Genomic DNA, 26,697 nt, shown 5'->3' on the forward strand with positions numbered 1-26,697 from the left:
CGGGGCAAGCCAGAATCGCATTCGGCAGATCAAAGCATCCCTACAGAATAAGAGGTTTAGGGCGAAAGCCGAGCCCCCGCACGATGAGTTACTAGCGCCAGTCTTCGCCTCAAAACGGGACGCTTCGCCTCTGTCGAACATGGTAGGTGCGGCCGTGACCGCTATATGGACGCTCCTGATTCCGGCGAGCTCCACCTGATTCCATCGTTTTCCACACGACCGATATTAGATCAATTTTCGGGATACGCGCCTAAGTGCTTGATTTTGCTGGTACGCCCAAGGGGAATCGAACCCCTGTTACCGCCGTGAAAGGGCGGTGTCCTAACCGCTAGACGATGGGCGCGCTCAGACGAAGCGGCTTATAATTGCGTTGTTGCCAACCGGCAACCCATCAGCCGCCACATCGGACAACTTTTTTCAAACACCGGGTGAGAGCGGTGAAAAACTCATCCCCGCCGGCGGCAGCGCCAGTTCCAGTCGCGCTCGGGGCCGACGTCGACGTGGACGGATTCGGTGTGGCAATAGGTGCCGACGCCGCCACGGCCGGGCATAGTCCTGATGTAGCTCGCCAGCTCCCATTTGGAGACGCCCGGCACCTGGATGTCGGCGGCGGCGCAATACATGTGCAGCGAGTTCTTGGCGCCGTTGGCGCGGCGGTTGCGGGCGGGGTCGCGATAGCCGGAGGTGACCATCATCTTGCGGCCGTAGTGGCCTTCGATGGTCTTCAGCACGCGCACCAGCGACGGCTTCAGGCAGGCGACATCGACGCTTTCGTTCTGCTTCAGCAGGCCGTTGGGCGCCAGCCGGGCGAGGCCGGCGGCGGACGCCACCTGATAGGCGCCGCCCGAGCCTTCGTCCTCGTTCAGATCGACGTCGCTTTCGTCGTCGATGCCGGATTTGCGCTTGATCTCGAACAGCGCCGTCTGGCGCACGCCGGGCAGCGCATCGGCGCCGGTGATATGGCTGCTGCTGTCGTCGCCGAGCGAGGCCAACTGAACCGGCTTGTCGGCCGAAGTGGCAGAAGCCAGCGTGACAATGGGCTTGGCGGGTGCTTCCTTGGGTTGGGCAGCAACCGCAGGCTGTTCGCCCGAGCGGGAGTTGATCAGCGGAGCAGGTGCAGCCGAGGCTGGTGCTGTGCTGAACAGCGAAGCGAAGAAGCCCTTCTTCGGCGCGTCGACCTGCTGGGGAGCGGCGGCCGTCACGTAGACTTCATTGGTCGCGGGGGTCGCGGGTGCCGCGGCCGTCGGTTTTGGTGCGGTCACGCCGGCATCGGCGGCGGCAATCTTCTGCGCCGCGTCGTCCGTTGCGGCCGCCGTCTGTGCCGGCTGCTGCAGCGCCTGCGGCGTCTGGCTGACGATGGTGTCGGCGCCCGCGGGAACAGTGACCGGGAAATTGGCGCCGGGCTTGGTCATCGGTACATAGGCGACCTGCTCCGGCAGCGTCGCATCGCCCGCGGCCGTCATCATCATCTGCGGCCCTGTCGATGTGATCTGCGCGGTCGATGTGACCTGCACGGTCGAATCGCCTGGCGCCGCAGCGCTGGTGCCGGAAGCTGCCGCGATGTCAGAAGCAGTGGCGTTGTAGCCGGGCATACCGACCGACATTGTCGGGTCGCCGGCGGAGGTGCAGGACGCCAGAAGCACGGAGAAAAGCGCTGCCGCTATTGTGCGACCCTCTCTCCCCGCGAGACGCGATCCTACTGATTTCAAAACTAAATTCCCCCTCGGTGTCCGGTCTGCCTGCTATTGGTGCGGCGTCGAAACGTTCACGTCCAATAACCCTGTGTTCCCAAACCGGAAACGAGACTTGTGTCAATTCTGCAAGCCTCTGAATTAATCGCTCGTTGGAGGCGAATTGAGGCTTCTTGATGGTTGACGACACCATTTCGCCCCGTTTTGCCGGCCCGTCAACTCACCAGACATTACAGTCCGTTACACACGCACCTTGACATAGGTGCCGGGGGCATCACCCAGGGTTTTCATATGCTTGCCCGGTTTGCGGGCCGGAACGAGGGTGTCGTCCTGGGTCTCGATCCAGTGCTGCCAGTGCGTCCACCAGGAGCCGGGATGCTCTACCGCATTGGCGAACCACTGGCCAAAATCGCCCACCGGCTTGCCACCGGTCCAGTACTGGTACTTCTTCGCTGCCGGCGGGTTGACGACACCGGCAATGTGGCCGGAGCCGGCCAGCACATACTCGACGTCGCCGCCGAAATATTGCGAACCGAGGAACACCGAAAGCGCCGGCGCGATGTGATCTTCCTTCGACGCCAAATTGTAGACCGGGATGGTGACGTCGGCCAGTGAGACGATGCGGCCGGCGAGCTCCATCACGCCCCGCGTCAGATTGTTCTCGAGATAGCAGTTGCGCAGGTAGAAGGAATGGTTGGCCGCCGCCATGCGGGTGGAATCGGCGTTCCAGTAGAGCAGGTCGAAGGGCAGGGGATCCTTGCCGCGCATGTAATTGTTGATGACATAGGGCCAGATCAGGTCGCCCGAGCGCAGCATGTTGAAGGCGGTCGCCATCTTGGTGCCGTCGAGATAGCCCTTTTCGTTCATCGATTTTTCGACCGCTGCGACCTGGTCCTCGTCGACGAACACTTTCAGGTCGCCGGCATGGGTGAAGTCGACCTGCGTGGTGAAGAAGGTCGCCGACTTGATGCGGTTGTCGCCTTCCTGAGCCAGCAGCGCGAGTGCGGCCGCCAAAAGCGTGCCGCCGACGCAGTAGCCGATGGCGTTGACCTCCTTCTCGCCGGTGGCCTTCTCGATCGTGTCGAGGCCGTATTGCAGGCCCTCGCGGATATAGGCTTCCCAGCCCTTGGCGCCGTGGCGCTCATCGGGATTGATCCAGGAAATGACGAAGACGGTGTGGCCCTGCTCGATCGCCCAGCGGATGAAGGATTTCTGCGGGTTGAGATCGAGGATGTAGTATTTGTTGATCCAGGGCGGGCAGATCAGCAGCGGGCGTTTGAGCACCGTTTCCGTCGTCGGGTCGTACTGGATGATCTCGGCGACATCGCTGCGTCCGACCACCTTGCCGGGTGAGGTCGCGACGTTCTTACCGACTTCGAAGGGCGAATAGTCGGCTTGTCTCAGCTTCAGGTCGCCCTTGCCGGCGGCGATGTCCTCGGCCAGCATTTTCATGCCGCGCACCAGGTTTTCGCCATTCGAGGCGACGGTTTCGCGAAACAGCTCCGGATTGGTCAGGATGAAGTTCGACGGCGAGATGGCGTTGGACACCTGCTTGACGTAGAAGCTGGCCTTGTGGCGGGTGTGGTCGTCGAGGCCTTCGGCATGCTCGACGAGGTCGGCCGCCCAGCGCGAGGTGACGAGATAGGCCTGTTTGAGGAAATCGAAGAACGCGTTGCGGCCCCACTCAGGGTCCTGGAAGCGCTTGTCGCCGCGCTCCGGCTTGACCGCATCGTCGGGCGCTTCGGCATTCGGGCTGATGCGCTGGATGGCGTTTCCCCAGACGGTCATATAGCCGGCGAACAGTCGCGTCTGCGCTTCCAACGCGCGTTGCGGATCGGCAAGCCAGTATTCGCTGAGCTTGGAGAAGGTTTTGACCATGTCGACCACGGGCTCGGCGACGTGATCGCGCACCTCACCTTTTTCACGCGGCTCGGCCCAGGCAGAGGCCGCCTTGCCGGCCTGTTCGACCATGCGCGCCATGTTCAACGCGAAGCGTTCCGGGTCTTTCACCAGATATTGCTCGACGGTCGAAGATTGATCATCTTCCGCTTTGCTCGAATCAGGTGTTTTGGACATGGCTCGCGGGGTTCCTCCCGAGGCGTTTTCTTGACATATTATCATGGGACATCTGACCGGGTCCAATGCGCTGTACCCCGGCTGCCAGGAAAACAATATGACGATTAACACCGGCAAGACCATTTTTTCGGGGGCAGGCCGCTTTTGCCGCATCGCTGTTGCGACAGCTTTTCTGGCGCCAGGGCTGTTGGCAGCAGGCGGCTGCACCAGCGCCAACACCGGCAACGGGATGAATGTGGGCCTGACACAGGGCGCGCAGGACACCGGCTCCTATCCCAATCTGAACATCCCGCCGCAGGTCGCGGCAAAGCAGCTCACGCCTGAGGAGACCCAGGCCAAGCTTGCCCTGCTGAAGGGCGAACAGCAGGCGCAGGCGGGCAAGGGCGGCGGCGGTGTCCCGTCCACCAGCCCGGCGGCGCTGAACTCGCTGGCGAAGAACCATGGCAAGGACACGCTGAAACAGATCGAGGCCAAATGCGATCCCGCCCTCGACCCTACCTGCAAATAGGGCTATATGGCGCGCCGAAAGCCCACCTTTGCCAAGGTCCGCTTTGCCAAACCAACTCTGCCAAAGCCAATTCTAATCGTCTGGAACTGACATGGAAGAATTTCACAAGGTCCGCCGGCTTCCGCCTTACGTGTTCGAGCAGGTCAACCGGCTGAAGGCCAGTGCCCGTTCGCGCGGCGCCGACATTATCGACCTTGGCATGGGCAATCCGGACCTGCCGACGCCGAAGGCGATCGTCGACAAATTGTGCGAAGTGGTGCGCGATCCGCGCACGCATCGCTATTCATCCTCGCGCGGCATTCCCGGTTTGCGCCGCGCCCAGGCCGCCTACTATCAGCGCCGCTTCGACGTGAAGCTCAATCCCGACACTCAGGTGGTGGCAACGCTCGGCTCGAAGGAAGGCTTCGCCAATATGGCGCAGGCGATCACCGCGCCCGGCGACGTGATCCTGTGCCCCAACCCGACCTATCCGATCCACGCTTTCGGCTTCATCATGTCGGGTGGCGTCATTCGTTCGCTGCAGGTCGAGCCGGATGACGGCTTCATTCCGGCGCTCGAGCGCGGTGTCCGCCATTCGATCCCGAAGCCGCTGGCGCTGATCCTCAACTATCCGTCGAACCCGACGGCGCTGGTCGCCTCGCTCGATTTCTACAAGGACGTCGTCGCCTTCGCCAAGAAGAACGACATCATCATCCTGTCGGACCTTGCCTATTCGGAAATCTACTTCGACGGCAATCCGCCGCCTTCGGTGCTGCAGGTGCCGGGCGCCATCGATGTCTGCGTCGAGTTCACTTCGATGTCGAAGACCTTCTCCATGCCCGGATGGCGGATGGGCTTTGCGGTCGGCAATGAGCGGCTGATTTCGGCGCTGACGCGGGTGAAGTCCTATCTCGACTACGGCGCCTTCACGCCGATCCAGGTGGCGGCGGCATATGCGCTCAATGGCGACGGCGCCGACATCGCCGAAGTGCGCGAGGTCTATCTGAAGCGCCGCGACGTCATGGTCGACGCCTTCAGCCGCGCCGGCTGGACCATTCCCGCACCGGCGGCCTCGATGTTTGCCTGGGCGCCGATCCCGGAGCCGTTCAAGCATCTCGGCTCGCTCGAATTCTCCAAGCTCCTGATCGAGCACGCCGACGTGGCGGTGGCGCCGGGCATCGGCTTCGGCGAGCATGGCGACGATCATGTGCGCATCGCACTGGTCGAAAACGAGCACCGGATCCGGCAGGCGGCGCGCAACATCAAGCGCTTCCTGGCGTCCAGCGCCAAGCAGCCGAACAATGTGGTGCCGCTCGCCGCGCATCGCTAGAGCAGTTCACCGTTTCACGGAAACGGCGATCTGCTCTAACTCATTGTTTTTGACGCAATTCCGGACGGAAAACCGTTTCACACTTTTCCTGGAATTGCTCTAAGGTCGCCGCACATCTTAATTGAGCAGAGTTTGAGGGGCGTCGCCGGACATGGCTGAAGCGTTGCGTGTTGGAATTGCGGGTCTTGGCACCGTCGGCGCCTCGGTGGCGCGCGTGCTGCGCGACAAAGCGGCCGAACTGACGCGCCAGTGCGGCCGTGACGTCGTTGTGTCAGCCGTTTCGGCCCGCGATTCGAAGCGTGACCGCGGCGTCGATCTCGCCGCCGCCAAATGGTTCGACGATCCGGTCAAGATGGCGCAGACCGCCGAGATCGACGTCTTCGTCGAACTGATCGGCGGCGATGAAGGGGCGGCGCGCGCGTCGGTCAAGGCAGCACTTGAGGCCGGGCGCCATGTGGTGACCGCCAACAAGGCGCTGCTGGCCAAGCACGGCGTGGCGTTGGCCGAAATCGCCGAGAAGAAGGGCGTGCTGCTCAATTACGAGGCAGCGGTGGCCGGCGGCATCCCAGTCATCAAGACGATGCGCGAGGCGATGGCCGGCAATTCGGTCACGCGCGTCTTCGGCATCCTCAACGGCACCTGCAACTACATCCTGACCCGCATGGAAGCCGAGGGCATTTCCTTCGACGAGTGCCTGAAGGACGCGCAGCGGCTGGGCTATGCCGAGGCCGATCCGACCTTCGACATCGAGGGCCATGACACGGCGCACAAACTGTCGATCCTGACCAGCCTGGCCTTCGGTACCAGGATCGCCGCCAACGACATCTACATGGAAGGCATTTCCAACATCAGCCAGGCTGATATCCGCGCTGCCGGCGACCTGGGCTACCGGATCAAACTGCTCGGCGTCGCGCAGCGCACCGACAGCGGCATCGAGCAGCGCGTGCACCCGACCATGGTGCCGACGGCCTCGGTGATCGCGCAGGTGCACGGCGTGACCAATGCGGTGGCGATCGAAACCGACATTCTGGGCGAACTTCTGCTCTCCGGCCCCGGCGCTGGCGGCAACGCCACCGCCTCGGCGGTGGTCGGCGATATTGCCGACATTGCCAAGAGCCGGCCGGGCTTCCAGCACGGTCCGGTTTTCGGCCTGCCGGCCAAGGAATTGCGCCCATACAAGAAGGCGCAGATGCGCAGCCATGCCGGTGGCTATTTCATCCGGTTGACCGTGCACGATCGCATTGGCGTGTTTGCCGCAATCGCCAAGCGCATGGCCGACAATGATATTTCGCTGGAATCGATCGTCCAGCATGCGGCCGGACCGGAAACCGATGCGCAAAAGACGGTGATCCTGGTCACCCACGAGACGACGGAAGCGGCGGTGCGCAAGGCCGTCGACGGCATCACCAAGGACGGCCATCTCACTGACAAGCCGCAGGTCATCCGCATCGAGCGGGCTGGCTAGAGCAAGTCATATTTTTTCTTTAATCGATTGATATTGCTGCAATTTTGAAAAATTGACACAGCAAGTCTTGCCCTTGTCATGGAGCTTTGACACAAGAAGCGCGCCTCTAGAGCATGATGCCGAAAAGTGTGAAGCGGTTTTCGGATGACATCATGCTCTATCTCTTTGATTTAGTGTCGGATTCAGATTTCAGGTCGAACAGACCTGAAATCATCCGGCTCTAGCGGCGGCGCGTTGTGAACGAGGATTTTTCCTGATGAATGTGGCCCAGAACATTGTCGCCGGTCTCGACCGGATACTCACCATGGAAGTTGTGCGTGTCACCGAGCGCGCCGCAGTCGCGGCCGCCAGACTGCGCGGGCGCGGCGATGAAAAGGCCGCCGACCAGGCCGCGGTCGACGCCATGCGCCAGGAGCTCAATCGCCTCGCCATCAAGGGCACGGTGGTGATCGGCGAGGGCGAACGCGACGAGGCGCCAATGCTCTATATCGGCGAGGAAGTCGGCAGCGGCATCGGTCCGGCGGTCGATATCGCGCTCGATCCGCTCGAAGGCACGACTATCTGCGCCAAGAACCTGCCCAATGCGCTGGCCGTCATCGCCATTGCCGAAAAAGGCAGCCTGTTGTTTGCGCCCGACGTCTATATGGACAAGATCGCCATCGGCCCGGGCTATGCCGAAGGCGTCATCGACATTGATGCCTCGCCGGCCGAAAACATCGCCAGCCTGGCCAAGGCCAAAGGCGTCGCGGTGTCCGAAATCACCGCCTGCATCCTCGACCGTCCCCGCCATGAAAGGCTGATCGAAGCGGTGCGCGCCACGGGCGCTGCGATCCGGCTGATCGGCGACGGCGATGTCGCCGGCGTCATCCACACCACCGATCCGGAGGAGACCGGCATCGACATCTATCTCGGCACCGGCGGCGCGCCGGAAGGCGTGTTGGCGGCGGCCGCGCTGCGCTGCACCGGCGGCCAGATGCAGGGCCGGCTGATCCTCGACACGGCGGAAAAAGCGGCGCGCGCGGCAAAAATGGGCATTGCCGATCCGAAGCGGATCTACCGCGCCGAGGACATGGCGCGCGGCGACGTGCTGTTTGCGGCGACCGGCGTGACCGACGGCAACATGCTGGCCGGTGTCAAGTTCGGCGGCAACTACATCACCACGCACACCATCGTGCTGCGCTCGTCTTCGCGCACCGTGCGCGAGATCAAGGCGCGTCATCAGGATCTGGAAAAGTTTTGAGACTTTCCTGTTTAGCCGTCGCATATTGCCGGAAATGACAATCTGCAGACGACCCCTCCTATGACGGGCGACAAACGCCTTTTCCTCGATGTCAGGCAGTCCGCGACCGGTGTTTCCTGGGAACACCGGTTGAGCGAACGGCAGGACATGACGGCGCTTGCCATCGCGCAGGGCCATGGTGTGCCCGACATTGTCGCGCGCGTGCTGGCCGGGCGCGGCGTCACCGCCGACCAGGCCGAGCGCTTTCTCGATCCGACGATCCGTGACCTGTTGCCGGATCCGGCCTCCCTGACCGACATGGACAAGGCTGCCACCCGTATTGCCGAAGCAGTCATGGCCAAGGAAAAAGTGGCGATCTTCGGCGACTACGATGTCGACGGCGCCGCCTCGTCGGCGCTGCTCAAACGCTTCCTGACGCATTTCTCCGTGCCGTCTGAAATCTACATTCCGGACCGCATTTTCGAGGGCTATGGCCCCAATCCGGAGGCGATGCGCGAACTGGTCTCGCGTGGCGCGACGCTGATCGTCACCGTCGATTGCGGCACCAACAGCGCCGTTTCCATCGACGCGGCCAAAGCCGCAGGCGCCGATGTCGTGGTGCTCGACCACCATCAGGTCGGTGGCGCGCTGCCGGAGGCGACCGCGGTCGTCAATCCCAATCGCGAGGACGATCTGTCGGGACAGGGCCATCTGTGCGCTGCCGGCGTCGTCTTCCTGGCTCTGGTGCAGACGGCGAGGATTTTACGCAGCCGCATGCCCGATGCAGCGCAGCCGGATTTGCTGTCGCTGCTCGATCTGGCAGCACTGGCCACCGTCTGCGACGTGGTACCGCTTACCGGCGTCAACCGCGCCTTCGTCGTCAAGGGCCTGCAAATGGCGCGTCAGCAGAAGAATGAGGGGCTGGCCGCTCTGGCGCGGGTGTCGCGCATCGGCGAGCCGATCAGCACCTTTCATCTCGCCTATCTGATCGGGCCGCGCATCAATGCCGGCGGCCGCATCGGCGACGCAGCCCTTGGCAGCCGGCTGCTCGCCACCGACGATCCGGTCGAGGCCGGCACGATTGCCGAGACGCTCGACCGGCTCAACCAGGAACGCCAGCAGATGGAGCTGGAGATGCTGGCCTCGGCGCGCGCCGAGGCCGACGCAGAGCTTGCTGGCGGTAATGGCCCGGCCGTCATCGTCACCGCCAGCACCAACTGGCATCCCGGCATCGTTGGGCTGATTGCATCGCGGCTGAAGGATCATGCGCGGCGGCCGGCCTTTGCCATCGCCTTCAACGCCAATGGCATCGGCACCGGATCGGGCCGTTCGGTGTCGGGCTTCGACCTCGGACGGCTGGTGCGCGAAGCTGCCGATGCCGGGCTGATCGTGAAGGGCGGCGGCCATGGCATGGCGGCCGGCATCACGGTGGAGCGCGCAAAACTCGGTGAACTCAGAGCCTTCTTCGAGGAGCGCGCGGCGGCCGAGGTGTTCCGCCTGCAGGACGAGGAAAGCCTGGCTATTGACGGTGCGCTTGCCGCCGAAGGCGCCACGCTTTCTCTGCTCGATTCACTGGAGAAGGCCGGTCCGTTCGGGGCCGGCCATGTCGCGCCGGTGTTCGCGCTGCCACGCCACCGGCTGGCCGACGCGCGCGCAGTCGGCACCAACCACATCCGCGCCGACCTGCAGTCGGAGAGCGGCGGCCGCATCCAGGCGATCGCCTTTCGCGCGGTCGATACCGCGCTCGGCGAATTCCTGTTCAAGAACCGGGGCAAGACGATCCATGTCGCCGGTTCGTTGTCGGGCAATTACTGGAACGGCAACCGCTCGGTGCAGTTTCGCATCAGCGATGCGGCCAAGGCCTGAGATTACTGGATTGGTTTAAGCTAGAACCGTCTGCAGCCGCTTCAACTCGCCGATCTGCGCCATCGTCGCCTGGTAGCCGAGGTTGATGGCCTCGTCGGCGCGGTGGAATTCGGTCAGGCCGATATGGCTGAGCTTCGGCTGCAGCGACATGTCGGGCGGATCGCCGGCCAGCCTCGCGCGCGAAATCCGGTCCTGGATGATGTTAAAGGCCTCGACCATAACGCCGGTGATGCCGAGGCGCGTCTGGTGCGCGTGGTGGTCGGGGTCGGCCTGGCCCGGCCGAGGCGCGTCCTTCTCGATGAGCAGTTCGCCGGCACTGTGCTTGATGACGGCGGCGCGGCCGAACAGATCGTAGTGAAGGTTGACCGCGACGACCAATGGCTGCTCGTAGGCACGGCAGACCGAGACCGGCACCGGGTTGACCAGCGCACCGTCAACCAGCACGCGGCCGTTGCAATTCACCGGCTCGAACACGCCGGGCAGCGCATAGGAGGCGCGCATGGCAGTGATCAGCGAACCGCTCGACAGCCAGATTTCATGGCCTGTACGGATTTCCGCGCCAACGGCGACGAAAGGTTTCGTCAGGTCCTCGAAGCGGATGCCAGCCATGTGCTCGCGCAGCCTGGCGTCCAGTTTCATGCCGCCGAACAGGCCGCTGCCGCGCAGATTAAGATCGAGCAGGCCGAAGATGCGGCGCTTGGTCAGGCTGCGTGCGAATTCCTCGAGCTCATCCAGCTTGCCGGCGATGTAGCAGCCGCCGACCAGCGCGCCGATCGAGGTGCCGGCGATCATCGAGACTTCGATGCCAGCCTCGTCGAGCGCGCGCAGCACGCCGATATGCGCCCAGCCGCGTGCGCAGCCGCCGCCCAGCGCGAGCGAAATGCCTGTCTTCCCCGCAGGTTGCGGGTCAGGCACGCCGCCGGACGATGAGGGGCCATTGGCCTCCCGCGCGTCTGGTCTGCTACGCAATGACGCCCATTCGAGCATCATGATCTCCCATGTCCCATGTCCGTTCTAAAGGAAGGACGTTTGAAAATAGTGAATATGAGTGGTTTGTGACTGTTGAATGGTTCACTTCCGATACGTCTGTTCCGCATCGAACAGCGGTCTGCTGCCATCGTCGGCAAGCGTCGCCTTGCCGTCGTTGAGCCCCACCGTCCGATAAAAGCATGAACGCCGGCCTGTGTGACAGGTTGCGTCGTGGCCCAACACTTTCACGCGAAGCCATAGGGCGTCCTGGTCGCAGTCGGTCCGCATCTCGACGACATGCTGAAAATTGCCGGAGGTTTCGCCCTTTTGCCACAGCGCATTGCGCGAGCGCGACCAGAAGTGGGCGATGCCGGTCTCCAGCGTCAGCGCCAGCGCCTCGGCATTCATATGCGCGACCATCAAAAGCATGCCGTCTTCGGCATCGGTGACGACAACAGTGACGAGGCCCGCGGCGTCGAAGCGCGGTGAAAACACCGCGCCTTCTTCAAGCGCCTTCTTGTCCGATGGGGCCTTGGGAAATGTTAGTGCCGACATCGCCGGTCCTTGATCTAGCGATGCCGGCGGGGGCTTACACCCCGAGGCCGCGCACCATGGTGACGAAACGGACCTGTTCCTCAGGCGTGTCCTTGAACACGCCGGTGAAGGTCGAGGTCAGCGTGGTGGAGCCTTGCTTGCGGATGCCGCGCATGGCCATGCACATATGCTCGGCCTCGATCATGACGGCGACGCCGCGCGGATTGAGCACGTCCTGGATGACGCCGGCGATCTGCGCGGTCATGGCTTCCTGCGTCTGCAGGCGATGGGCAAAGATATCGACGACGCGGGCGATCTTGGACAGGCCGACGACCTTGCCGTCCGGCAGATAGCCGACGTGCGCCTTGCCGATGATCGGCACCATGTGATGCTCGCAATGCGAATGGAAGTGGATATCCCTGACGATGACGAGATCGTCATAGCCGGCGACTTCCTCGAAGGTGCGGCCAAGTTCTTCGGCCGGGCACATGTCGTAGCCGTTGAACATTTCGAGATAGGCCTTGGTGACACGCTTGGGCGTGTCGATCAGGCCTTCGCGGTCCGGATTGTCGCCGGTCCAGCGCAACAGCGTGCGCACGGCGGCCTCGACCTCGGCTTCGCTCGGCCTGTCGGTGACCGGCTTGTCTAGATAGTCGGAGGGGGGCATGATTTTCTTGATGACGGCATCCATAAAGGCGTCTCCCGTAGTTCCTCTCTCAGGAGGAACGAGTTGAACGGACCACGACCTTTCGGGTGCTGGAAATTCGCCCGGCTTCCAGCCCGTAAGCGGCGTGAACGAAATGGGCAAGGACGGCGGCTTTGCGTTGCCTTGTCGATACCCGACTGCCAGCATTATATATGGTCGTGCCCAGCGAATGAAAGACGCCATAGCGGCAATCACTGTTCGCTTGGCGGCGACGGATTGGAAAAATATGATTGACGACGTCTACAATGCGAAAATTCTGGGTTTTGCCGGAAACATCGCACGCATCGGCCGGCTCAATGATCCGGACGCGACGGCACGTGCCCATTCCAAATTGTGCGGCTCGACGGTGACTGTCGACCTCAAGATGGACGATGGCGTCGTCACCGATTTCGCTCATGACGTGAAGGCCTGCGCGCTTGGCCAGGCCTCGTCCTCGATCATGGCTCAGCATGTCATCGGCGCCAGCGCTGACGAATTGCGGGCTGTGCGCGACACCATGCTGAAGATGCTCAAGGAAAACGGGGCGCCGCCAGAAGGTCGTTTCGCCGATCTGAAATATCTGGAGCCGGTGCGCGACTACAAGGCGCGCCATGCCTCGACCATGCTGACCTTCGATGCCGTGGTCGATGCCATCGGCCAGATCGAGAAGAAACGCGCCGAAGAAGCCGCCTGACCTTGCCGTTTGACCGCCAGAGCCTGGTGTTTTTGCTTCGAGCCTTGCTGGCTCGCTAACTAGCTGCTCCGGCTTTCGCTTCCTGCGTCCGTCTGCTTTCGGCAAATTCGCTTCTCACCCAGTCGGCAAACGCCTTGGCCGGTTCCGGCAGGTCGTTCAAACTCCTGGCGACCAGCCAGTAGGCGCCGGATGCGACGTCGATGTCGAACGGCTTGATCAGCGCGCCGGACGCAATCTCCTCGCCGATCTGCAACAGGTCACCCAGCGCCACGCCGTGGCCGAGCAGGGCTGCCTGCTTCGACAGCGACACATCCGCCAGCATCGGGCCGCGCGCCGGAATGGCATCGGCGGCCACGCCGGCTGCCTCGAACCAGCGCGCCCAGCCCTGACGGTTTTCCTCGTGCAACAGCGTGTAGCGGGCGAGGTCGAGCGGCTTGTTCAGAGCAGGGCCCGACGCCAGCAAGGCCGGCGACAGGACCGGTGAATCGACGGTCGAGGCAAGCCATTCGGCCTCGCTGCGCGGCCATGAGGTGGCGCGGGCACTGAAGCGCAATGCGAGTTCAGGCTGATCGCTGCGGAACTCGATCGGCCTTGGGTCGACTTCGAGGGAAACGTCGATATCGGGCCGCAACTGGCTGAAGCGGTTGAGCCGCGGCAACAGCCATACCGAGGCCAGCGATGGCTCGACGCTGACGCGAACCACGGACTGCGCCGGGGCCGCCACCAGGTCCGAAAGCAGCCTGTCGATGTCGTCGAAACTCTTGACCAGCTGATCGAGCAAACGCTGGCCGGCCTCGGTCAACTCGACGCGGCGATGATGGCGGTGGAACAAGGGCCGGCGCAGGAACTGCTCGAGTTCGCGGATTTGCCGGCTGATCGCGGCCTGTGAGACGAACAGTTCCTCGGCCGCCCGGCTGAAACTCAATTGCCGGCCGGCCGCCTCGAAACTTCGCAACGCCGTCAGGGGCAGCCGGCCGCGCTTCATTCGCATAACCCAAAGTTATCCGAAGCGGAAATTATACTCGTTTGAAGGCGAAGACCAGTGGGCGTCTAATCCGTCTCAAAGGAGACACGGACATGATCCAGTTTCTGGAAATCTTTGGCGATGTGATGCGGATCGCGACGTTTCAATGGCATGGCGACAGGCACCACGCCCCGCGCATTGAGGAACGGCCAGCCATCCGCTGGGCGACTCCAAGGGAGCGGCATCCCTTTCGTCGCTCGCGACCCTGATGCCGACAGGGAAGCAAGTGAGTGAACGGGATTGCGTTTGCCCGCCGAAGCTCACATCTATCGGCTTGGAAGCGCAAGCCGATCCCGAAAAACGGGTTCGGGATCACGTTTAGAAAGAGATCGCCGTGGGCGACCAGCACCGGCATGTGCATGCCACCGGACAGACCCAGCGCGGGCGCAACTGGCCCGGTCCCTGGCGCAGGACGCCCGGCCGCGTTTTCGGCACGTCGCTGGTGCGGCTGTACCAGCTGACGCTGTCCGGCTTCGTCGGCAATTCCTGCCGGCATCTGCCGACCTGTTCCGAATACGCGCATGAGGCGATTGCCCGGCACGGCCTGTGGGCCGGCGGCTGGATGGGACTGTTTCGCGTGCTGCGCTGCGGGCCGTTCGGAACGCATGGCATAGACCGTGTTCCGGAGGTGCTCGCCCCACGCTATGTCTGGTTCACACCTTGGCGGTATTGGCGGATCGGCAAGAAGCGCGGCGAGGCCTGACGGCGACGCTCTAGGCTCCTGATTCAGATCGCCAAGGCCGCATTTCTTTACGATCCGGTAGGGTTAACAACGGCCTGCACAAAGACTGCGCATTTGAGTCAAAATCGAGCCAAGACACTTCGCTAAGCGCCCTCTGTCATTCCCCAGGAGAGCTCACATGCGTCGGATCGAAACCCATCCCTTTATCATTGCCGCGGTCCTGTTCCTTCTGGCCTGGTTTTTGGGGTTTCCGATGCGGGCGCACTCGGCGCCGCGCGGCGATGTCGCATGCACGCTGATCCAGGACGCGGCGAGCGGCGAGACGCTCTATCAGAACGGCGTCTGCGACCAACGCGTCAGCCCGGCGTCGACCTTCAAGGTGCCGCTGGCGCTGATCGGCTACGACAGCGGCATCCTGAGCGACGCGCATACGCCGAGCTGGGAGTACAAGCCTGAATTCAAGGCCGTGAAGCGCGACCACAAAACCGTCGACCCGACGATCTGGGAGCGCGACTCGATCGTGTGGTATTCGCGCGAGATCGTGCGCCGGCTCGGCGCGAAAAGCTTTGCCGGCTACGTCTCGAAATTCGGCTACGGCAACATGGATGTCTCGGGCGATGCCGGCAAGGACAACGGGCTCACGCAATCCTGGATAAATTCCTCACTGCAGATATCGCCGGTCGAACAGACAGCCTTCCTGCGCCAACTGCTTGCCGGCAAGATGCCTGTTACGGCCAAGGCGCATGAGATGACGCAAGCCATCCTGCCGCGTTTTCAGGCCGGCGACTGGATGGTGCAGGGCAAGACCGGCAGCACAAGGCTCGGCAACAGCAAGGACAAGCGCTCGCTGGGCTGGTTCGTCGGCTGGGCCGAGAAGGATGGCCGCCGCATCGTCTTTGCCCGGCTGGTCGTCGACACCAAGCCGATCGACACGCCAAAGGGCCCTGCGACGCGCACGGCGTTCCTGAAGGATTTGCCGCAGCTGGTGAAGTGATCTTGCGTGGCTTAAGCGCTCCGGCGGGCACGGATGAGGTGGCCGCCGGAATTCCTTGCCTCTGCCTTTGGCGCCCTGGAGAAGCGGGCGGCAATCTCGCTGCTTTCCAGATCTTCGATCTCGGCGAAGCCGAGTTCGCGCAGCGATCGCGCCAGCGCGGCGGGGACGAAGAAGCTGATCCAGGGCTCGCCGACAGTGGCGACGCGCGCTGCATGGAAGGAGAGGGCAGCCTGACCCGCCGCATCGCGGTTCTCGGCCGGCTCGCTATAGTCGAAGACGACCTCCGAACCGGGCATGCCGGCAATCCAGGACAGGGTGCTGAAGATCGCTTCCAGGCTCAGATACGGAACGACGCCCAGCCAGATGAAGAAACTGGGCTCGGCTGGCCTCAAGCCGGCTAATGCCAGTTCGTCCGCCGGGTTCTGCCGCTCGAAATTGACTGGCACGAACGTGGTGGCCGGCGGTTCGGCAAGGCCAGCATCGGCGAGGCATTTGCGTTTCCAGGCCTGCGTTGCCGGATGATCGACTTCGAACACCGCGACATCCGGGTACGGATTGCGCAGCGAGAAAGTGTCGAGACCGGCGCCGAGAACCACCACTTGCCGGACACCCCGGCGCACCGCCGCAGCCAGCCAGTCCTCGGCGAGACGGGCACGCGAGGCCACGAACAGGCGCATGCGCCGGCTGCGCTCATCTTCCTGCTCGAGCTCCTTTGCCGTCGGTGCGGCATCGCCCAGAATCGCACTCGCGTATGGGTCGCGAAACAGCGCCGCCTGCGGCGAGAACTGGTGGAGGGCCCGCAGGCGCGCGACGCCCAGTGCGGTCCGGCTGGGTTTTGTGTCTTCCATGACGGGGATTCCAACCTCGTGTCGGGGAAATTCGCAAGCCTGTGCGACTGGCCTGCGACATCTGTCGCGCCAATTCCTGACGGTTGCGCCAACGACGGCTCTTTACCTCTTACCGTGCTGCCTCTAAAACCCGCCCGCTGCCGGATGCCTCCGGCTTCACACCACGACCACCCGCGCTCGTTTGCGGGACTGGATAGGAGATACCTGATGCTGAATTCCGTTTCCCTGACATTTCCCGATGGCTCCGTCCGCGACTACGACGCGGCGATGACCGGTGCTGGGTTGGCCGAATCGATCTCGAAGTCGCTGGCCAAGAAAGCCGTCGCCTATGCCATCGACGGCACTGTGCGTGATCTTTCCGACCCGCTCGGCAAGTCCGGCAAGGTCGAGATCATCACCCGCACCGATCCCCGCGCACTGGAGCTCATCCGCCACGATGCGGCGCACGTGCTGGCGGAGGCCGTGCAGGAGCTGTGGCCGGGAACGCAGGTGACCATCGGGCCGGTGATCGAGAACGGATTCTATTACGACTTCGCCCGCAATGAGCCGTTTACGCCGGACGATTTCCCGGTGATCGAAAAGAAGATGCGCGAGATCATCGCGCGCAACAAGCCGTTCACCAAGGAAGTCTGGTCGCGCGACAAGGCGAAAAAGATCTTTGCCGACAAGGGTGAGCGCTACAAGCTTGAGCTGATCGATGCCATTCCCGAGGACCAGGATCTCAAGATCTATGCCCAGGGCGACTGGTTCGATCTTTGCCGCGGCCCACACATGGCCTCGACCGGGCAGATCGGCAACGCCTTCAAGCTGATGAAGGTGGCCGGCGCCTATTGGCGCGGCGATTCGAACAACCCGATGCTGACCCGCATTTATGGTACGGCCTGGGCCGACCAGGCTGAGCTCGATGCCTACCAGACGATGCTGGAGGAGGCGGAGAAGCGCGACCATCGCAAACTCGGCCGCGAAATGGATCTGTTCCATTTCCAGGAAGAGGGGCCGGGCGTCGTCTTCTGGCACGCCAAGGGCTGGAAGATGTTCCAGAACCTGGTCAACTACATGCGCCGCCGCCTCGACGAGCAAGGCTACCAGGAGGTCAACGCACCGCAGGTTCTGGACAAGAGCCTGTGGGAGACGTCAGGCCACTGGGGCTGGTATCGCGACGCCATGTTCAAGGTGACGGTGGCCGGCGACGACACCGACGACGACCGCGTGTTCGCGCTGAAGCCGATGAACTGTCCGGGCCATGTGCAGATCTTCAAGCATGGGTTGAAATCCTATCGCGATCTGCCCGTAAAACTTGCAGAATTCGGCAATGTGCATCGCTACGAACCGTCCGGCGCGCTGCACGGGCTGATGCGTGTGCGCGGATTCACGCAAGACGATGCGCATATCTTCTGCACCGAGGATCAACTCGCCGCCGAGTGCTTGCGCATCAATGACCTGATCCTGTCGACCTATGCCGATTTCGGGTTCGACGAGGTCAGCGTGAAGCTGTCGACGCGGCCTGACAAGCGCGTCGGCACCGACGAGGCCTGGGATCATGCCGAGGCGATCATGAGCAGCGTGCTGGATACGATCCGCACGCGTTCGGGCAACCGCATCAAGACCTCGATCAATCCGGGCGAGGGCGCCTTCTATGGGCCGAAGTTCGAGTATGTGCTGAAGGACGCCATCGGCCGCGAATGGCAGTGCGGCACCACGCAGGTCGACTTCAACCTGCCGGAGCGTTTTGGCGCTTTCTACATCGGTTCGGATTCGGAAAAGAAGCAGCCGGTGATGGTGCATCGCGCCATTTGCGGCTCGATGGAGCGCTTCCTCGGCATCCTGACCGAGCATTATTCCGGCCATTTCCCGCTGTGGTTCGCGCCGCTGCAGGTGGTGGTGGCGACGATCACGTCCGATGCCGACGACTATGCGCGAAAGGTTGTCGCACAGTTGAAGGCCGCGGGGCTTATCGCCGAAGCCGATCTGCGTAACGAGAAGATCAACTACAAGGTCCGCGAGCATTCGCTGGCCAAGGTTCCGGTGATCCTCGTCTGCGGCAAGCGCGAGGCGGAGGAGGAGACGGTCAACATCCGCCGGCTCGGCTCCCGCGACCAGGAATCGCTCAAGCTGGCCGATGCGCTCAAGTCGCTGTCCGACGAAGCCACGTCGCCCGACCGCAGACGAAACGCGGCCTGAACATCAATATCTCTAAGGAATGGCGGTGGAGCGATCCACCGCCATTTTCACATGCCTGTCACGCCAACCCTGTAACGAGCCCCCATGCTCAAGCTGAAAATGCGGGAAAGACCGTTTCCCGAGCTCTCCTACGCCAATGCGAGCCAGCCCGCGCTGACGCGCTGGTTCATCCATTCCATTGAAGGCCTGTCGGGACGTGACCGGTATGCTGCGCTCTACGATTTCTGGCGCCGCCAGGTGGCGCCTACCGGCGAACGCGTGTTCAGCCGCATGCTGGAGCTCATCGACGTCAAGGTGCGCAGCGCCGATCAGTGGCCGCCGGCGAAACTGCCTGACACACCGCTGGTGATCGTCGCCAACCATCCGTTCGGCATCGGCGACGGCATTGCGGTGCTGTCGCTGGCCGAGCAACTCGGGCGTCCATTCCGTGTCATGATCCACAAGGATCTGCTCAAGATCCGCGAGATGGAACCGTACTCGCTGCCGATCGACTTTTCCGAGACCAAGGACGCGGTGAAGAACAATATGGCTGTGCGCCATGAGGCTGTGCGGCTGTTGAAAGAGGGCGTCACCATCGTCGTGTTTCCAGCCGGCGGCGTCGCCACCGCGCCGAAAGGCTTTGGCCGGGCGCGCGACCTCCCGTGGAAGATGTTTCCGGCCCGCCTGGTGCAGGATGCCAAGGCGTCGGTGGTGCCGATGCATTTTTCCGGTCAGAACGGGCGGCTGTTCCATCTGGTCAGCGGCCCGATGAACATGGCCGAGCGTGAAGGGCGGGTGGCGAAATTCGTCGGCAAGGCGTCGCTGACGCTGCGCCTTTCGATGCTCATCCGCGAGTTCGCGCGGCTGTCCGGCAAGGCGATCGACGTGCGCGTAGGCAACGTACTGAGCTGGGACGAGTTGGAGCCGCTGCGCGACCGCAAGGCCTTGCTCGACCGCCTTCATCGTGGCGTCTTCGATCTGGCGCCGGATGCGCCGCGCGGCCGCGTCCACTTCCTGCCGCGCCGCCTGCGCAAGGCCGCCTGACGAAACGGGTACACCTTCGATTGAGCAGGCAAAACCCGCCGGTTTAGTCGGCACCTTCCTCGGGATCGATCGCCGACGCCTCGGTGGCCAGCACCTCGATCTCCTGGTTCTGTCCGGCAACGACGGTAAAATCCTTCTGGTAGATGCGGTCGCGGTTCTTGGCGATGATGGTGTATTGGCCTTCGGCCAGCACCATCGAGGCGAAGGCGCCGACGGCTTCCTTGATCGGATCGCCGGATTCGTTGAGCAGCGACCAGGATGTATCGGCGATGGCTTCGCCGCCGGTCTCGCGAACCAGCTTCATGGTCATCTCGGCCGCACGATGCTCGACCGTCGCTTCGGTCAGCTTGCCGGCCTCGACGCGTATGTCGGAGCGAATGACGGCATTCACCGCGCCATAGGTGGAGACGACATGGTAGACGCCGGCGTTGAGCCGTACGACGCTGTTCGGCTCGACATCGGGGATGATCAAGGCGCGGTCGCCATTGGCCTCAGCGGTGCCCTCATAGATGGAAAAGCGCAGCTTTTTGGGCGGAATGCGCACGCCGCCCGACAGCACTGCGTCGAGCTTGAGGCCGCCGGCATCGAGCACCAGGCTTTCGCGCTTGGCGTCCTTGCCGACGGTGATGCGCTTGGTGGCGCCGGCGCGTCCGTAGGAGGCGTGCACCAGATAGCTGCCGGGTTCGAGCTGGAACACCGCGGTGCCGCCATGCGCGGACGCCACCATCGGCAGCTTGCCGTCGCCGGCCGCCTCGGGCTTGAACACGCGCCAGACGATGCCGCGGGTGATATCGGCGCCCTTGTCGGTAAGCTGGGCCGACAGCGTGATGGCGCCACCGCCACTGAGCGCCAGCGACCTCTCGCTCTTGGGCGATGTATAGCTCGAAATATCGGGGAGTTTCAGATTGGAGATGCCGTCGGCATTCTGCGCCATGGCCATCGAGGCCGGCGCAAACAGCGCTGCGGCGAGCCAAATCAGGAAAAGGCGCAATGTCCCCTCAAACATGCCTTGCGTTGAAGCCCAAGGCGGTGGCAATTTCAAGGCTTAAGAGTCCGGTCCGCCTTGGCAACAGGCTCTTTCGTCCGGCGCGTCCGCGCCAATGCCCAAGCCGCCCCGATCCGCAATGGCGTGCTTCAGCTCAAAATCGAGTGCTTTAGGAGACCAGGCCCCCATGGCGTCGCCGATCATCGACTTCCTGCTGACCCGAAATTCCGCACCGATTCCTGAATTGAAGGAACCGGCGCCCAGCGATGCCGATATCGCGATCATGATCGCGGCTGCAAGCCGTGTGCCCGATCACGGCCGGCTGGAGCCCTGGCGCTTTATCCTCTATCGCGGCGAAGCACGCGTCGAGATCGGCAGGAAGCTGGCCGCCCTTGCCGAACAGCGCGAAGGGCCGTTGGCGGAAAACCGCCGGAACCAGGAGCTGGCGCGGTTTTCGCGTGCGCCGCTGGTGATCGGCGTGGTCTCGGTTCCGAAGGACAACCCAAAAATCCCGCAATGGGAGATGTTCCTGTCCGGCGGCATGGCGGCGATGAACCTGATGATCGCGGCCAACGCGCTGGGTTACGGCACCAACATGATCAGCAACTGGTATTCCGACGTGGCCGAGGGCAGGGCACTGCTGGGACTGGCGCCGCAGGAACGCGTCGTCGGCTTCGTCCATATCGGCTCCTACCAGGGGCCGGCGCCGGAACGGCCGCGGCCCGATCCGGCAAAGCTCTATGCCGATTACACAGGACCGTGGAACGGCTGACCGGTCTGCGAGCCATAGTGGGCCCGTCCAGGGTGGCTTGCCAGACGTGTGTGGCAGGTTCGACGTTCCTGTGGATTCCTTAGCCGTGCACACGCGAAAAGCGATGCCCTTCATCCAGAAGGCGGATGACTTCGTCGTCAGCAACAGGCTGGTCAGCCTGATGTTGGCGCAGGCGTCGGAGAACCAGTATCTCGCCGCGATCTTCGATGACCTGCTCGATGAGGAGGGCTCCGGAATCTACATGCGCCCGGTCGGCGACTATGTCGCCATCGACCAACCGGTGACGTTCTGGACGATCGCGGAATCGGCGCGGTTGCGTGGCGAGGTCGCCATCGGGTACCGCGCGTCCGTGCCGCGCAAACCGATGCGCGGGCGCTGGGCGGCGTCACCGTCAACCCGTTGAAGTCGGAAGCGCTGGCCCATCTGCCGGGGGACCGGGTCATTGTCCTGGCGCGAGACTAAGAGGAAACCCCTGCGGCCTTGGCGCGGGCCAGCAGCCGTTCAGCCAGCCTGAGATGTGGCCGGTCGAACATCTTGCCGTCAATGCCGACCACGCCGGGATTTCCGGCCGCCTCGAAGGCGGAGACGATCGCCTGCGAGCGTTCCACCGCCTCGGCCGATGGCGTGAAGGCGGCGTTGATGACTGGCACTTGCGCCGGATGGATCGCCATCTTGCCGGTGAAGCCGTCGCGCTCGGCTTCCGTGCATTCCGCCTCGAAGGCGACCATGTCGCGAAAATTCGGAAAGACGGTGTCGATCGCCGCGACTTCGGCCGCGCCAGCGGCGAGGATGGTCATGGTGCGGGCAAGGCGGAAGACGTCGGTATAGCGGCCGTTGTCGTCGCGCGCGGCGCGCGCGCCTATCGCCGCCGACAGATCCTCCGCACCCCAGGTGAGGCCGGCAAGCCGGGCGCTTGCCCCCGCATAGCTCGCGGCGGCAAGCACGCCGGCAGCGGTCTCGGTGATGATCGGCAGGATTTTTATGCCGCCGTCCGGCAATCCGTTTTCGGCCTCATGCACGCGCAGCTTTGCAGAGAGCTGCTGCACATCCTGGCCGCTGTTCGATTTCGGCAGCATGATGCCGTCGGATTTGACTGCCACCAGCACTGCCAGGTCGTCGTCGGTCAATCCGGTCGAGAGATCGTTGACTCTGATATAGATGGCGGAGCTTGTCTGCTGCCTGTTGCCGGCAATGAAGCGGGCCGCGATGCCGCGTGCCGCCACCTTGTTTTGTGGCGCGACGGAATCCTCGAGGTCGACGATGACCACGTCGGCGCCGGCGCCAAAACCCTTTTCCAGCTTCTTTTCGGAATCGCCGGGCACAAACAGCAGCGAGCGCATCAGGCCGCCTTTTTCATCATCATCGCCTGGCGCGTGCATTTGGCGACGAGCACGTCGTTCTGATTGTAGGCGCGATGCTCGAACTCGACGATGCCGCGGTCCGGCTTCGATTTCGATTCCCGGACCGAGAGCACCGTGGTCTCGACACGGATGGTGTCGCCGTGAAAGACCGGGTGCGGGAACACCGTCTCCTTCATGCCGAGATTGGCGACCGTGGTGCCGACGGTGATGTCATTGACGGAGATGCCGATCATCAGGCCGAGCGTGAACAGTGAATTGACCAGCGGCTTGCCCCATTCGCTTTTAGCGGCGAAGTCGAAGTCGATATGCAGCGGCTGCGGGTTCAGCGTCATCACCGAAAACAGCATGTTGTCGCTTTCGGTGACGGTCTTGCGCAGCGTGTGCCTGAAGACATGGCCGACGACGAACTCTTCGAGATAAAGCCCGGCCATTATCGTCCTCCTCTGCAGCCTGACGGTTGATAGGCGCTGCCCATGCCACCCGCAAGCCAGTTAATAAACATGGTGAACCGTTCGTAAACCATTTCTGCCTAGGGTCCTCGTGGGGCCGGAAACCTTCCGGCAAGGGGCAAAGCAGGCGGCATGGTCGTTGTTTCGCATTTCCTGAAATGGATCTACACCGCCAAGGTATCGGAGCGTGCGGCCGCGGCGAGCGCGCTGGCTCGCGCCTATATCAACGCCGAACTGCCCTTTGAGGACCGCTGCGCCGCGGAGGCGGCGCTGACGCTGCTGCTTGACGACGCCTCGTCGAAGGTGCGGCTGGCGCTGGCCGAGGCACTGTCGATGAGCCATCACGCGCCGCTGCAGATCATCAGCGCGCTCGCCTCCGACCAGCCCGAGGTTGCAGCCCTGGTGCTGGCGCGCTCGCCGCTGCTCACCGATGCCGACCTGATCGACCGTGTTGCTGCCGGTCACAAGGCGACGCAAAAGCTGATCGCCGACCGGCCGGTCGTCTCGATGGCGGTTGCCGCGGCCATTGCCGAGATCGGCGAACCGGAAGCCTGTGCCGCGCTGCTCGCCAATGACGGCGCCGATATCGCGTCGCTCAGCTTTCGCCGCATGGCCGAGCGGCATGGCCATATCGCTCATTTGCGCGAGGCTATGGTCACCGATATCAGGCTGCCCGCCGACTGCCGGCACATGCTGCTGGTCAAGCTCGGCGAAACGCTGAAGGGGTCACCGCTGGTGATGGCGCTGATGGGGGCGGCCAGAGCCGAGCGCGTCACGCGCGATGCCTGCGTCAAGGCTTCGGTGCGGCTGGTTGAAGGCACGCGCACGGAGGAACATGCCGCACTCATCGAACATCTGCGCCTGCGCGGCGACCTGACCGCAAGTTTCATCATCCGCACCATTGCCCATGGCAAGGTCGACTTTTTCGGCTCGACCCTGGTCGCGCTCAGCCAACAGTCGCAGCAACGGGTGCGGGCACTGCTTGCCGGCGGCCAAGACGTTGCGCTCCAGGCGCTGTTTCGCAGCGCCGGCCTTGCCGCTCCCACCCACGCCATCATCCTGCGCGCGCTCAAGATCTGGCGCGAGGTTGCCAATGGCAAGCGCGTCGCCGGCGTCCAGGAAGTCAGCTGGCTGATGCTGAAGGAACTCGGCGGCCAGTCTACCGAGGGCGATCTTGCCGGCCTGGTCAAGTCGATCCATCTCGACGCCCTGCGCGAAAATGCGCGTGGGCATGCGCTGGCGATCGCCGCAGCATAACTTCCTAGCCGCGATCCTTGGCGAAAAAATCCGGGAAATCCTCGATCGCCGCGGCGATGATGCGTAGCGAGGCTGCGATCTGCAGCGTGTCGGCACTGCCGCTGCGCTCCCTGAGGGCGGCTGCGTATTGCCGGGCGACGGCGACCGTCGCCGTCTGCGGATCGCCGGGTGCGCGAAAGAGCAGTTCACGCGCCAGGCCGCGCAGGAAATTGCCGATCGAAAGCGCGGTTTCGGAAGGCGTGGCCGGGCCCTGCTGCGCGGTGCGCAGCCGCAGGATTTCGAGGCCGACGGTGACGGCGGCGACGCCGCCACCCAGGATGGCATCGCCTTTCCCACCGACGTTCTGCAAGAGCGGCATCAGCTGGTTGATGCGGTCATAGGCCAGGCTCTCGAAGGCCGAACGCCGCGGCACACGCTCATGCAGGCAAAGCCGGGCCAGGTCCTCACGCATGGCGCGCACGATGCGGTTGGCCGCGAGCCATGGGTCGGCGGGCAGCACCACGATGAAGACGCCGATCGCCAGCAGGATGCCGACCAGCACTGACGCCGAGCCGGCGAAGAACGGGCCCGGAGCATAGGTCATCGCCTGATGCGGGCTGAGGAAGGCGAGGAAGTTGATGGCAAAGGCGGTCGCCACGCCGACAGTGCGCGGATTGGCCATGCCCAGCGCAGTCGGAATCAGTATCGGCACGACAAACAGCGTGAACCAGCCGAAGCCGGGCAGGGCGGGCAGCGCGACCTGGCCGACAAGGAAGGCAAAGGGCAAAGCCAGCAGCGTTCCCCTGAAGAAGCCCCATGACACCTGCACCGGGTCAGGCCGGGCGGCGAAAAGACTGGAGACGACGGCCACGAGAATGACGGTGCCGGCTGCGTCGGACCATTTCGTCGTCAGCCAGAAGGCGGCGACCGCCAGCGTGGCGAGGGCCGCGCGTATGGCATTGCGAAAAGCGCCGGGGTAGTCGCGGTGCACCACCAGCGCGGGCTGCTGCCTGTTGCCCCGACCTGGGCGGGTCACCGGTGCGCGCAAAGCGTCGAGGCCGCGCAGCACCTGCTTGAAGGCTTCGGCAAAATCGGCGGCGATGGTGAGGCGCGTTATAGTGCCGACCCTGTCGTCGCCCTGCTCGGTCGAGGCGTTGGGCATTTGCCGGGCCTTGCCGGCAATCGCGTCGAGCCGCGTCACCCATGGTGACGTGTCGTCCAGCGCCTCGGGCGTGGCTGCTAGTTCGCTGACCAGCGACTGCAGTTCGGAGCGCACCGGAATGAGTGCCGCGTTTTTGGGAGCAGCGTGAGAATGCAAGGCACGTGCGGCCGACAGCGCCGACAGGAGCTGGCCGATGGTGCGCCGGACCGGATGGGCGCGGGTGGCGAAGCTTGGCGCTTCGAGCCTGGCATAGGTGCGCATTTCGGCCAGCGTCTGGGCGTCGGCAATCAGCTTGCGATGCAGGCCGGCCAGCGTCGCCGGGTCGCCGCCGGAAAAAGCGCCGCCCGCATAAATGGCAAGGTCGAGGATGCTGCGCTTCAGCCTGGAGATGATGGCGTCGGCCGCCAGCTTGGGCAGGATCAGCCGGCTGGTCAGCCCGGCACAGACGATGCCGAGCACGATCTCGGCGCAGCGCGCGACAGCGAGATCGACGATCACATGCGGCTGGCCGAAGGCCGGCAGCCCAATGATCATCGCGGTATAGCCGGCAAGTGCGGCGCCATAGGCTTCCGGGTTGCGCAGCAGCGACGAGACCAGCGTGCACAGGCCAATCCAGACGGACAACGCCGTGACCAGCAGCCAGGGGTTGGTCCCGAAAACGGAGGTGATGCCGATCGCCGCAAGCCCACCGGCCAGCGTGCCGAGCAGCCGGTAAAAGCCTTTCGCCAGCACCATGCCGGCGACCGGCTGGGCGACGATGAAGACTGTCATCATCGCCCATTGCGGGTGGTCGAGTTTTAGCGCGTAGGCAACGAGAAGCGCGATCAGGCCGGCCGAAACGGTGCGCAGCGCGAAAATCCAGTCCGAGCGTGTCGGCTGAGTCAGCCCCGCCAAACTGGCTTCGAAATAGCTCTTCAGCCGCGCCCAGATCACAGGCTGGTCTCCGTATCGGAAGCGCAGGCTA

The 26,697-nt window shown here is 63.5% G+C and carries 25 protein-coding genes and 1 tRNA gene; 14 read left to right on the forward strand and 12 right to left on the reverse strand.

Annotated elements, in window-relative coordinates; genetic code table 11:
* Window positions 1-268: 268 nt before the first annotated feature.
* From AC04SH_RS23450 to phaC, 3 genes are all read right to left on the reverse strand, one after another.
* Window positions 269-343: transfer RNA gene (locus tag AC04SH_RS23450), tRNA-Glu, on the reverse strand.
* Window positions 344-446: 103 nt separating this feature from the next.
* Entirely contained in the window at window positions 447-1,604 is a 1,158-nt protein-coding gene (locus AC04SH_RS23455) for a YcbK family protein (protein ID WP_477238535.1), read from the reverse strand.
* A 327-nt stretch (window positions 1,605-1,931) separates the two neighbouring features.
* The gene (gene phaC, locus AC04SH_RS23460) at window positions 1,932-3,767 is read right to left on the reverse strand and encodes a class I poly(R)-hydroxyalkanoic acid synthase (protein WP_488576847.1); all 1,836 of its coding nucleotides are present in this window, start codon (window positions 3,765-3,767) and stop codon (window positions 1,932-1,934) included.
* 97 nt (window positions 3,768-3,864) lie between these two features.
* Between phaC and AC04SH_RS23465 the strand changes: the two genes are divergently transcribed.
* The 5 genes from AC04SH_RS23465 (at window position 3,865) to recJ (ending at window position 10,134) form a co-directional block, all read left to right on the forward strand.
* The gene (locus AC04SH_RS23465; RefSeq protein ID WP_203279972.1) at window positions 3,865-4,275 is read left to right on the forward strand and encodes a hypothetical protein; all 411 of its coding nucleotides are present in this window, start codon (window positions 3,865-3,867) and stop codon (window positions 4,273-4,275) included.
* Between the two features lie 91 nt (window positions 4,276-4,366).
* Window positions 4,367-5,584 carry an LL-diaminopimelate aminotransferase gene (locus tag AC04SH_RS23470; RefSeq protein ID WP_477238529.1) on the forward strand — a complete coding sequence of 406 codons (1,218 nt, stop codon included), beginning with the start codon at window positions 4,367-4,369 and terminating at the stop codon, window positions 5,582-5,584.
* Window positions 5,585-5,735: 151 nt separating this feature from the next.
* The gene (locus tag AC04SH_RS23475; protein ID WP_488576848.1) at window positions 5,736-7,049 is read left to right on the forward strand and encodes a homoserine dehydrogenase; all 1,314 of its coding nucleotides are present in this window, start codon (window positions 5,736-5,738) and stop codon (window positions 7,047-7,049) included.
* A 256-nt stretch (window positions 7,050-7,305) separates the two neighbouring features.
* Window positions 7,306-8,289, forward strand: coding sequence for a class II fructose-bisphosphatase (gene glpX / locus AC04SH_RS23480; RefSeq protein ID WP_488576849.1), 984 nt, complete (start codon window positions 7,306-7,308; stop codon window positions 8,287-8,289).
* 60 nt (window positions 8,290-8,349) lie between these two features.
* The gene (recJ, locus tag AC04SH_RS23485; protein WP_488576850.1) at window positions 8,350-10,134 is read left to right on the forward strand and encodes a single-stranded-DNA-specific exonuclease RecJ; all 1,785 of its coding nucleotides are present in this window, start codon (window positions 8,350-8,352) and stop codon (window positions 10,132-10,134) included.
* A 15-nt stretch (window positions 10,135-10,149) separates the two neighbouring features.
* Here recJ and AC04SH_RS23490 read toward each other — a convergent pair whose 3' ends face one another.
* From AC04SH_RS23490 to folE, 3 genes are all read right to left on the reverse strand, one after another.
* Entirely contained in the window at window positions 10,150-11,121 is a 972-nt protein-coding gene (locus AC04SH_RS23490) for a patatin family protein (RefSeq protein WP_488576851.1), read from the reverse strand.
* An 84-nt stretch (window positions 11,122-11,205) separates the two neighbouring features.
* Window positions 11,206-11,658 carry a phosphoribosyl-AMP cyclohydrolase gene (gene hisI / locus AC04SH_RS23495; RefSeq protein ID WP_488576852.1) on the reverse strand — a complete coding sequence of 151 codons (453 nt, stop codon included), beginning with the start codon at window positions 11,656-11,658 and terminating at the stop codon, window positions 11,206-11,208.
* Between the two features lie 34 nt (window positions 11,659-11,692).
* Entirely contained in the window at window positions 11,693-12,328 is a 636-nt protein-coding gene (gene folE, locus AC04SH_RS23500) for a GTP cyclohydrolase I FolE (RefSeq protein ID WP_477238517.1), read from the reverse strand.
* A gap of 241 nt (window positions 12,329-12,569) precedes the next feature.
* On the opposite strand from folE, the gene AC04SH_RS23505 reads away from it, so the two are divergent.
* On the forward strand, window positions 12,570-13,016 hold the full coding sequence (locus tag AC04SH_RS23505; protein WP_477238515.1) for an iron-sulfur cluster assembly scaffold protein: 447 nt from the start codon (window positions 12,570-12,572) through the stop codon (window positions 13,014-13,016).
* A 55-nt stretch (window positions 13,017-13,071) separates the two neighbouring features.
* Here AC04SH_RS23505 and AC04SH_RS23510 read toward each other — a convergent pair whose 3' ends face one another.
* Window positions 13,072-14,001: a LysR substrate-binding domain-containing protein gene (locus AC04SH_RS23510; protein ID WP_488576903.1), complete on the reverse strand. Its 930-nt coding sequence runs from the start codon at window positions 13,999-14,001 to the stop codon at window positions 13,072-13,074.
* Window positions 14,002-14,093: 92 nt separating this feature from the next.
* Here AC04SH_RS23510 and AC04SH_RS23515 point away from each other — a divergent pair, with 92 nt between their 5' ends.
* The 3 genes from AC04SH_RS23515 to blaOXA all read left to right on the forward strand — a co-directional run bounded on the left by AC04SH_RS23515 (window position 14,094) and on the right by blaOXA (window position 15,716).
* The gene (locus AC04SH_RS23515; RefSeq protein ID WP_477238513.1) at window positions 14,094-14,249 is read left to right on the forward strand and encodes a hypothetical protein; all 156 of its coding nucleotides are present in this window, start codon (window positions 14,094-14,096) and stop codon (window positions 14,247-14,249) included.
* A 125-nt stretch (window positions 14,250-14,374) separates the two neighbouring features.
* Window positions 14,375-14,743 carry a membrane protein insertion efficiency factor YidD gene (gene yidD, locus AC04SH_RS23520; RefSeq protein ID WP_488576853.1) on the forward strand — a complete coding sequence of 123 codons (369 nt, stop codon included), beginning with the start codon at window positions 14,375-14,377 and terminating at the stop codon, window positions 14,741-14,743.
* A gap of 157 nt (window positions 14,744-14,900) precedes the next feature.
* The gene (blaOXA, locus tag AC04SH_RS23525; RefSeq protein ID WP_488576854.1) at window positions 14,901-15,716 is read left to right on the forward strand and encodes a class D beta-lactamase; all 816 of its coding nucleotides are present in this window, start codon (window positions 14,901-14,903) and stop codon (window positions 15,714-15,716) included.
* A gap of 11 nt (window positions 15,717-15,727) precedes the next feature.
* On the opposite strand, the gene AC04SH_RS23530 is transcribed toward blaOXA, so the two are convergent.
* Complete coding sequence (locus AC04SH_RS23530; protein ID WP_488576855.1) at window positions 15,728-16,564, reverse strand: SAM-dependent methyltransferase; 837 nt, start codon at window positions 16,562-16,564, stop codon at window positions 15,728-15,730.
* Window positions 16,565-16,771: 207 nt separating this feature from the next.
* On the opposite strand from AC04SH_RS23530, the gene thrS reads away from it, so the two are divergent.
* Both thrS and AC04SH_RS23540 read left to right on the forward strand, forming a co-directional pair.
* A complete protein-coding gene (gene thrS, locus AC04SH_RS23535; protein ID WP_477238505.1) occupies window positions 16,772-18,745 on the forward strand; it encodes a threonine--tRNA ligase in 1,974 nt (657 codons plus the stop codon).
* An 84-nt stretch (window positions 18,746-18,829) separates the two neighbouring features.
* Window positions 18,830-19,768, forward strand: coding sequence for a lysophospholipid acyltransferase family protein (locus AC04SH_RS23540; protein ID WP_477238503.1), 939 nt, complete (start codon window positions 18,830-18,832; stop codon window positions 19,766-19,768).
* 43 nt (window positions 19,769-19,811) lie between these two features.
* Here AC04SH_RS23540 and AC04SH_RS23545 read toward each other — a convergent pair whose 3' ends face one another.
* On the reverse strand, window positions 19,812-20,774 hold the full coding sequence (locus AC04SH_RS23545) for a hypothetical protein (protein WP_488576856.1): 963 nt from the start codon (window positions 20,772-20,774) through the stop codon (window positions 19,812-19,814).
* Between the two features lie 166 nt (window positions 20,775-20,940).
* Here AC04SH_RS23545 and AC04SH_RS23550 point away from each other — a divergent pair, with 166 nt between their 5' ends.
* Both AC04SH_RS23550 and AC04SH_RS23555 read left to right on the forward strand, forming a co-directional pair.
* Entirely contained in the window at window positions 20,941-21,525 is a 585-nt protein-coding gene (locus tag AC04SH_RS23550; RefSeq protein ID WP_488576857.1) for a nitroreductase family protein, read from the forward strand.
* An 85-nt stretch (window positions 21,526-21,610) separates the two neighbouring features.
* Complete coding sequence (locus AC04SH_RS23555) at window positions 21,611-21,928, forward strand: hypothetical protein (protein ID WP_477238495.1); 318 nt, start codon at window positions 21,611-21,613, stop codon at window positions 21,926-21,928.
* A 55-nt stretch (window positions 21,929-21,983) separates the two neighbouring features.
* Here AC04SH_RS23555 and AC04SH_RS23560 read toward each other — a convergent pair whose 3' ends face one another.
* Entirely contained in the window at window positions 21,984-22,865 is an 882-nt protein-coding gene (locus AC04SH_RS23560; protein ID WP_488576858.1) for an HpcH/HpaI aldolase/citrate lyase family protein, read from the reverse strand.
* The gene (locus AC04SH_RS23565) at window positions 22,865-23,317 is read right to left on the reverse strand and encodes a MaoC family dehydratase (RefSeq protein ID WP_477238491.1); all 453 of its coding nucleotides are present in this window, start codon (window positions 23,315-23,317) and stop codon (window positions 22,865-22,867) included. Before AC04SH_RS23565 ends, AC04SH_RS23560 begins: the two co-directional genes overlap by 1 nt.
* A 150-nt stretch (window positions 23,318-23,467) precedes the next feature.
* Here AC04SH_RS23565 and AC04SH_RS23570 point away from each other — a divergent pair, with 150 nt between their 5' ends.
* Entirely contained in the window at window positions 23,468-24,592 is a 1,125-nt protein-coding gene (locus AC04SH_RS23570; RefSeq protein WP_488576859.1) for a DUF2336 domain-containing protein, read from the forward strand.
* A gap of 4 nt (window positions 24,593-24,596) precedes the next feature.
* Here AC04SH_RS23570 and AC04SH_RS23575 read toward each other — a convergent pair whose 3' ends face one another.
* On the reverse strand, window positions 24,597-26,666 hold the full coding sequence (locus tag AC04SH_RS23575) for an FUSC family protein (protein ID WP_488576860.1): 2,070 nt from the start codon (window positions 26,664-26,666) through the stop codon (window positions 24,597-24,599).
* Between the last annotated feature and the right edge of the window lie 31 nt (window positions 26,667-26,697).

The sequence above is a fragment of the Mesorhizobium sp. CNPSo 4688 genome (assembly GCF_057784295.1).